This window comes from Halomonas sp. (genome assembly GCF_014859505.1).
In the GTDB taxonomy this organism is placed as follows: Bacteria; Pseudomonadota; Gammaproteobacteria; order Pseudomonadales; family Halomonadaceae; genus Halomonas.
Window position 1 is genome coordinate 1 of sequence record NZ_JACUUD010000123.1, and the last position, 7,553, is coordinate 7,553.

The window sequence follows — 7,553 nt, forward strand, 5'->3', positions numbered from 1 at the left end:
GGATTCTTCTTCTGCGGCATGATCGAGGAGCCGGTGCAGAAGCGGTCGGGCAGGTCGATGAAGTCGAACTGGGCGCTGGTCCACAGCACCAGCTCCTCGCTCATGCGTGACAGGTGCATCAGCAGGATGCTGGCGAAGCTAGTGAACTCGATGGCGAAGTCGCGATCGCTCACCGCGTCCAGGCTGTTCTCGGCGGGACGCGCGAAGCCCAGCAGCTCGGCGGTGACGTGGCGGTCGATGGGGTAGGTGGTGCCGGCCAGGGCCGCGGCGCCCAGCGGCATCACGTTGAGCCGGCGGCGGCAGTCGAGCAGGCGCTCGTGGTCTCGGGCCAGCATCTCGTGCCAGGCCAGCAGGTGGTGGCCGAAGGTGACCGGCTGGGCCGTCTGCAGGTGGGTGAAGCCGGGCATGATGGTGTCGGCCTCGCGGTCGGCCAGCTCGATCAGGCCGCGGCGCAGGCGGCCCAGCTCGGCGGCCACCCGGTCGATCTCGTCGCGCAGGAAGAGACGGATATCGGTGGCCACCTGGTCGTTGCGCGAGCGGCCGGTATGCAGCTTCTTGCCGGTGATGCCGATCTTGTCGGTGAGCCGCGCCTCGATGTTCATGTGCACGTCTTCCAGCGCCACGGACCACTGGAATTCGCCGCGCTCGATCTCGTCGCGGATCTCGGTCAGCCCGTCGATGATGGCGTCACGCTCGGCCTCGGTGAGCACGCCGACCCTGGCCAGCATGGTGGCATGGGCGATGGAGCCCTGGATGTCGTGGACGGCGAGGCGCTGGTCGAAGTCGACCGAGGCGGTGAAGCGGGCGACGAAGGCGTCGGTGGGCTCGTTGAAGCGGCCGCCCCAGGACTGGTTGGTGCCGGCGGTGGTGGAATCTGCGCTCATCGGGCTGGGCATCCTGCGTAACGGGTTGCGGTGAAGCGGGGCCACAGGGCCCCGGCGCCGCCACGGCGGCGCTGGCTGGACATGCCAGGCAGTGTACCAGAGTCCGTCGGCGTGGCGAGGGGCCGCCCGGGGCGTCGATTTCTCCTGCCCTGCCGGGTGCTTTATGATGAGAGCCTATATGCTGTTTAGAAAATGCCAATACCAACGGGCGTCGGCGATGCTGGACGCCGGCAGGGGAACCGGGACAGGGAGAATCTCGTGCAAGCCATCACCAAGCTGCGTATTGCCACGCGCAAGAGTCAACTGGCCATGTGGCAGGCCGAACATGTCCGCGACCGCCTCCTGGCCGCCCATCCCGGGCTCGAGGTGGAGCTGGTGGCCATGGCCACCCGCGGCGACAAGATTCTCGATACGCCGCTGGCCAAGGTGGGCGGCAAGGGCCTGTTCGTGAAGGAGCTGGAGGAGGCGATGCTCGACGGCCGTGCCGACATCGCCGTGCACTCCATGAAGGACGTGCCGATGCACTTCCCCGAGGGGCTGGGGCTGTCGGTGATCCTGGAGGGGGCCGAGGCCACCGACGCCTTCGTCTCCAACCACTATGCCAGCCTGGATGAGCTGCCCGAGGGCGCGCGCGTCGGCACCTCGAGCCTGCGTCGCGGCCTGCAGATGCAGGAGGCGCGGCCCGACCTCGAGGTCCTCAGCCTGCGCGGCAACGTCCAGACGCGCCTCGGCAAGCTCGACGCCGGCGAGTTCGACGCCATCCTGCTGGCGACCTCCGGCCTGCGCCGCCTGGGCCTCGACGAGCGTATCGCCATGGAGCTGCCTCCGGAGGTCTGCCTGCCGGCCTGCGGCCAGGGGGCGCTCGGCATCGAGTGTCGCCTTCATGATCCCGAGCTGATCTCGTTGCTGGCGCCGCTGGATGATGCGGCCACGGCGACCCGAGTGCGCGCCGAGCGGGCCATGAACACCCGCCTGGAGGGCGGCTGTCAGGTTCCCATCGGTGGCCATGCGGTGTTCGAGAACGACGGCCAGACCCTATGGCTGCGTGCCCTGGTGGGGACGCCGGATGGCCGCCGGGTGCTGCGCGCCGAGGGGCGTGGTTCGATCCACGAGCCGGAGGCGCTGGGCATCCGTGTGGCAGAGGAACTGCTCGACCAGGGCGCCGGCGAGATTCTCGCCGAGGTCTACGGCGCCGACTGATGGAGGGCCCACCGGTCGTCATCACCCGGCCCGGCGAAAGGGGCGACGTGCTGGCTGCGGCCATCGAGGCCTGCGGCCTGCCGGTGACCCGCCTCGAGGCGCTGCGCCTGGAGGCGCTGCCCGAGACGGAGGAGCAGCGCGCTGCCTGGCTCGATGTCGACCAGTTCCGCCGGGTGGTGGTGGTGAGCCCCTTTGCCGCCGAGTGCCTGGCCGAGGCGCTGGACCGCTTCTGGCCGCAGCTTCCCGTGGGCATCGACTACTACGCCGTGGGAGCGGCCACCGCAGACACCCTGCACCGGCGGCTCGGGGTGCGGGTACATGTGCCGACTGCCGAGACCGGGGAGGATACCAGCGAAGCGCTGCTGCAGTTGGGCTCCCTGCAGGGCCTGGCGGGCGAGAAGGTCCTGCTGGTGGCCGGCGAAGGGGGGCGCACGCTGCTGGCCGAGACCCTTGCCGCACGCGGCGCCCGGGTGATCCGGCTGGCGGTCTATCGTCGCATCCCGCTCCCTCCTTCCCCCGACATGCAGCGCCGCCTGGCTCAGGGTGACTTTCGTGCCCTGGTGGTCAGCAGCGGAGAAATCCTCGAACATCTGGCAAGATGGTGTCAGGGCGTCGCCTTGAACCAACCGCTAATCGTTTCCAGCACCCGGTTGGCTACACTGGCCAGCAAGCTGGGGTTTCGTGCCCCTGTCGTGGCGTCCGGCGCCACGCCGACCGCACTGACGGTGGCGCTGACCGCCGCCTGTCACCCGCAGGAAGCCGATGTCGATCACGACGATCTCGAAAAGGGCTAGCGACAAGATGAGCAAGCAACCACACGAGCAGGACGAACAGAAGGCGTCTGACGGCGCGCAATCGGCGACCTCGGGCGGCGACGCCGGGAAGGGCAATCCCCAGAGCCGACGACGCTCTCGGCGCTATGACAAGGCCAGCCAGAACGCGGCCTCCCAGGGCTCGGCAGAGCCCGTCAAGGCGGCGGAAAAGCCGGATACGCCAACCCCCGACGATAACCGGGGCAAGGGCGACACGGCCCAGGCTGCCGGCAAGCCAGACGCCACTGCTGCCGGCAATGCGACCACGGCCGCCGCCCCGGCCAAGCCAGCCGCTCCCCAGTCCGCCAGCACCGAGAAGTCCGCCGGCACCGACAAGGCCTCATCCGACAGGCCCTCCGGCGCTGCCGGCAAGGGCAAGCCTGCCGAGCCCAGGCCGGTTTCCGGCGGCAGCGGCGCAGGCGGTGCGGCTCGCCCGGCCAGCGGCGGTGACGGCAAGGGCGGCAAGGCGGGTCTCGCCGCCATCGTGCTGGTGATCCTGCTCGCCATCGCCGTGGCGCTGTTCGGCTGGCAGGCGTGGCAGAAACTCGATGCCCAGCAGGCGCGCATCAGTGAGCTGGAGGCCGCCTCCGGCCAGTTTGCCAGCGCCGCGGACCTGGCGGGCCTGGAGAACCGCCTCGACCAGGGCGAGAGCGAACGCGATGCCGCCCTGGACGGCGCCATCGAGGCCCTGCAGGGGGAGTTCGCCGATTATCGCGGCGAGGTCAACCAGACCCTCGACCGGGTGCTCGACGAGCTCTCCAGCGAGCAGGAGACCGACGAGCGCGACTGGCTCCACGCCGAGGCCGCCTACCTGCTGCGCCTGGCCAACCAGCGCCTGCAGCTGGAGCGCGATGTTCAGGGCGCCGCGGCCCTGCTGCGCACCGCCGATGACCGCCTGCGCGAGGCGGACAACCCCGCCCTGGTGCCGATCCGCCGCGAGATTGCCAGTGAGCTGGCGGCGCTGGACGCCGTGCCGCGGGTCGATCGCACCGGCCTGTGGCTGTCGCTCAACGCCCAGCAGCAGCAGATCGCTTCCCAGCCGCTCTCCCAGGAGATCGAGGAGATCACCGTGCGCTCCGGGATGGAGGAGGCGCCGACCGGCAACTGGCAGCAGCAGCTTTCGCGCTTCGGCCAGGAGCTCAAGGAACTGGTCACCATCCGCTACCACGACGCCGAGCTTGAGGCGCTGATCACCCCGGAGCAGGAGTCCTACCTGCGTCAGAGCGTGCGTCTGGTACTGGAGCAGTCCCAGCTGGCGCTGCTCAAGGAGGAGCAGGCGCTCTTCGAGGCGAGTCTCGACAAGGCCCTGACCCTGATCGAGGGCTACTACGACACCTCTGCTTCCGGTGTGCAGTCGGTCGTCGCGAGCCTGCGCGAACTCAAGGCCCAGGCGATCCGCCCGGAGCTTCCGGATATCAGTGGCTCCCAGCAGGCCCTGGCCACCTTCATCGAGCGCCGCTTCGAGTCGCGCCGGGGAGATGACGCATGAGAAAGCTGATCCTGATCGTCGTCCTCGGCCTGGCGCTGGGCGCGCTGTTCGGCCAGCTGATGATGTCCGTGCCCGGCTACTGGCTGGTGCGAGTGGGTGACGTCTCCTTCCAGACCTCCTTCTGGTTCGGGCTGGTCATCCTGCTGGCCGGCTTCCTGGTGCTGCACTTCGCCCTGCGCGTGCTGATGCGCCTGACCCGCCCGGTCTCGCGCTTCAAGGTATGGAACAGCCGCACCCGCAACCGCAATGCCATGAAGCGCACCGTGCGCGGCCTGGTGGCGCTGGCCGAGGGCCGCTGGAAGAAGGCCGAGAAGTCCCTGGTCAAGGCGGCGGACGACTCCAGTACCCCGCTGGTCAACTACCTTTCCGCCGCCCTGGCGGCCCACTACCAGGGCCGCTTCGACCAGGCCGACACCCTGCTCAAGCGGGCGCACCTGAGCACCGAGGGCGCCGATACCGCGGTGGGCATGATGCAGGCCCAGCTGATGCTGGACCGCCAGCAGTACGAGGAGGCGCTGGCCATCCTCACCCGCCTGGACCGCCAGCTGCCCAACCACCCCCAGGTGCTCAAGCAGCTCAAGCAGGCCTACCTGAGCGTCAGCGACTGGGACGGCCTGCGCCGGCTGATGCCTCGCCTGGGCGCCCAGCAGCTGATCTCGAAGGAGGAGCGGGACCAGCTCGAGCAGCGCGCCTATCGCGAGCTGATCGTACGCGAGGCTCGCGAGGGCAGCGATATCGAGAAGGTGCGCGGCCTGTGGGCCGACATGCCCGACCACCTGCGCGGCAACATCGATATGATCGTGCTCTACGCCGAGGCGCTGGTGCGCGGCCGCCAGGAGCCCATCGCCGAGCGGCTGCTGCGCCACTCGCTCAAGGAGCACTGGGACAGCCGCCTGGTGCTGCGCTACGGCCTGCTCGACGTCGACGCCGCCCGCCAGCTGGTCACCGCCGAGAAGTGGTTGCAGGAACGGCCCAACGACCCGGACCTGCTGCTCACCCTGGGCCGCCTGGCCCTGCGCAACGCCTACTGGGGCAAGGCCCAGGAGTACTTCGAGGCGAGCCAGCGCCAGCGCCCCAGCGGCGTGGTGTGTGCCGAACTGGCGCGCCTGTATGCCAACCTGGGCGAGCACAACAAGAGCCAGCTCTACTACCGCCAGAGCGTGGAGATGCTCGACAAGTCGCTGCCCTCGCTGCCACAGCCCCGCGAGGACAAGGACGTGCTGGGCGAGAAGACGCCCTCCAGGGCGAAGCCCGAGGGTGCCGTGGACAAGGGCGACACGTCGGCAGGACACAAGGCCGACGAGAAGAAGTCTGCCTGAGGTCAGAAGGCGCCAATCGGCGCCCTCTCTGGCTTTGTCCTCAACAAGATAAAGGCGGGGCTGCCGATGGCAGCCCCGCCTTATACGTTGCGAGCGTGTTGTGAGGGCGCCGAGCCGGCGGCTCAATCCTCGTCGAAATCACCCTTGAACTCGGGGTTGGGCTTCGAGCGCGGGTCCTCCTCGCCGGCGCGGCTGCTTTCAGCGGAGCGCGGCTGGCCGCCGGGGCGCCCGTCGATGTCGAAGTTCTGCTGCATGAGGCGCAGGTTCGCGGGGGGCGCCTCGCCCTCCTTGCCGACCCCGAAGTAGAGAGTGGTGTGGGGGAAGGGGATCTCGATGCCCTTGCCGTCGAAGTGCAACTTGACCAGGCGGTTGTAGGCGCGGCCGGTGGCCCACTGGGTGCCCGGGGTGGTCTTGATGCGCACGCGGATGTTCACCGAGCTGTCGGCCAGGGCGACGACGCCGGCAACCTCCAGCGGGGCGAGGATGTTCATCTTGTGCTCCTCGTCGCCGGCCAGCTCGTCGAAGGCCTCGCGCAGCGCCACGATGGCGTCGTCGATGCTCTCGCGGTAGGCGATGCCGTACTCGCCCACGTGGTAGCCGAACTCGCGCATGTAGTTGGAGACGGTATCCACGCTGGAGAAGGGCACGATGTGGTAGGTGCCGTTGAGGTCGCGGATGCCCACCGAGCGGATGCTCAGGCGCTCCGCGGTGCCGGTGATGCCGCCCACGGTGACCACGTCCCCGGTGTTCATGGCGTTCTCCACCTGGATGAAGACCCCGGTGATGATGTCCTGGACCAGCTTCTGGGCGCCGAAACCGATGGCCAGGCCCAGCACACCGGCACCGGCGATCAGCGGGCCGATGTTGATGCCGATCTCGGCCAGCACGATCATCGCTGTCATGGTGACCAGAGCGATGGCCAGGGCGTTGCGGAACAGCGTCAGCAGGGTCTTGGCCCGGGCGTCGGGCTCGCCGGCGCCCGTCTCGGGATTGAGCTTGTGCTCGATCAGGCTGGCCAGGCCGAGCCAGGCGCCGATGGCGATCACCAGGATCATCGCCACGCTGACCACCTTGCCGACCAGGCCGCGACCCGCCTCGGAGGCGTACCAGCCCGCCAGGTCGAAGGCGCCCCAGGCGCTGAGCACCAGCATGATCACCAGGATCAGGATCACGGTGCGGATCACCCGCAGGGCATTGGGCACGTAGCTGTTGAGGCGGGCCTCGAGCAGCGGCAGCTTGCGGCGCAGCTCCTCGGAGAGGGTGATGCGCCGGCCGATGGTCTGGGTCAGGAAGCTGGAGAGCAGCAGGCCCACCACTACGGCGGCGATGGTCCTGAGGGTGGCGAAGAGCACGAAGGGCAGGGCATCCACCGGGCGCGTCAGGGTCACCACCAGCACCATCACGAAGTAGGCCAGGGCGAAGAGGTGCCAGGTGCGGGCGAAGAGCTGCAGGCTCACGCGGCTGGCGGCCATGGTGGCGCGGCTCGCCTTGTCGTTGAGGGCATCGCGCAGGCGCAGGCGATTCTTCATCACCACGATCACCGCGTAGAGGAAGGCGCCGAACATGATCAGGGTGCCGACCCCCTGGCCCAGGGCCGGGGCGATGTAGACGTTGATCAGCGGCACCACCACCATCAGGCCGTAGCCCACCAGGCCGATCAGCCGGGCGATCCAGCGGTTCCAGTATGAGGCCTCGGCGGCGGTGATGGGCAGCAGGCGCAGCCCCTCGTAGCGCGACGAGAAGAGCACCCGCAGCGCCGCCTTGAGCAGCTCGATCACCAGGAAGGCATTGAGGAACAGCGAGGCGCGGGTGGAGAGCTCGCCGGTCTCGCCGATGGCGAAGGTGGCGA

6 protein-coding genes are annotated in these 7,553 nt (G+C 69.0%); 4 read left to right on the plus strand and 2 right to left on the minus strand.

Annotation, left to right across the window (positions count from 1 at the left end; genetic code table 11):
• The coding region (gene argH, locus IBX53_RS13210; protein WP_290909987.1) for an argininosuccinate lyase at positions 1-884 on the minus strand (884 nt) is incomplete at its 3' end.
• Positions 885-1,142: 258 nt separating this feature from the next.
• On the opposite strand from argH, the gene hemC reads away from it, so the two are divergent.
• Genes hemC through IBX53_RS13230 form a run of 4 tightly spaced genes read left to right on the plus strand, consistent with a single transcriptional unit; the run spans position 1,143 to position 5,704 of the window.
• Positions 1,143-2,084 carry a hydroxymethylbilane synthase gene (gene hemC / locus IBX53_RS13215; protein ID WP_290909989.1) on the plus strand — a complete coding sequence of 314 codons (942 nt, stop codon included), beginning with the start codon at positions 1,143-1,145 and terminating at the stop codon, positions 2,082-2,084.
• Complete coding sequence (locus tag IBX53_RS13220) at positions 2,084-2,878, plus strand: uroporphyrinogen-III synthase (RefSeq protein WP_290909991.1); 795 nt, start codon at positions 2,084-2,086, stop codon at positions 2,876-2,878. Before hemC ends, IBX53_RS13220 begins: the two co-directional genes overlap by 1 nt.
• A 7-nt stretch (positions 2,879-2,885) precedes the next feature.
• Positions 2,886-4,385: a uroporphyrinogen-III C-methyltransferase gene (locus tag IBX53_RS13225; RefSeq protein WP_290909992.1), complete on the plus strand. Its 1,500-nt coding sequence runs from the start codon at positions 2,886-2,888 to the stop codon at positions 4,383-4,385.
• Complete coding sequence (locus IBX53_RS13230; RefSeq protein ID WP_290909994.1) at positions 4,382-5,704, plus strand: heme biosynthesis HemY N-terminal domain-containing protein; 1,323 nt, start codon at positions 4,382-4,384, stop codon at positions 5,702-5,704. The genes IBX53_RS13225 and IBX53_RS13230 overlap by 4 nt, the downstream gene beginning before the upstream one ends.
• Before the next feature lie 122 nt (positions 5,705-5,826).
• Here the strand turns inward: IBX53_RS13230 and IBX53_RS13235 are convergent.
• The coding region (locus tag IBX53_RS13235) for a mechanosensitive ion channel domain-containing protein (protein WP_290909996.1) at positions 5,827-7,553 on the minus strand (1,727 nt) is incomplete at its 5' end.

Excerpts from the sequence above, each read along its gene's own strand:
- IBX53_RS13220 (WP_290909991.1), top strand. The coding sequence starts at position 2,084 with ATGGAGGGCCCACCGGTCGTCATCACCCGGCCCGGCGAAAGGGGCGAC.
- IBX53_RS13230 (WP_290909994.1), top strand. The coding sequence starts at position 4,382 with ATGAGAAAGCTGATCCTGATCGTCGTCCTCGGCCTGGCGCTGGGCGCG.
- IBX53_RS13225 (WP_290909992.1), top strand. The coding sequence starts at position 2,886 with ATGAGCAAGCAACCACACGAGCAGGACGAACAGAAGGCGTCTGACGGC.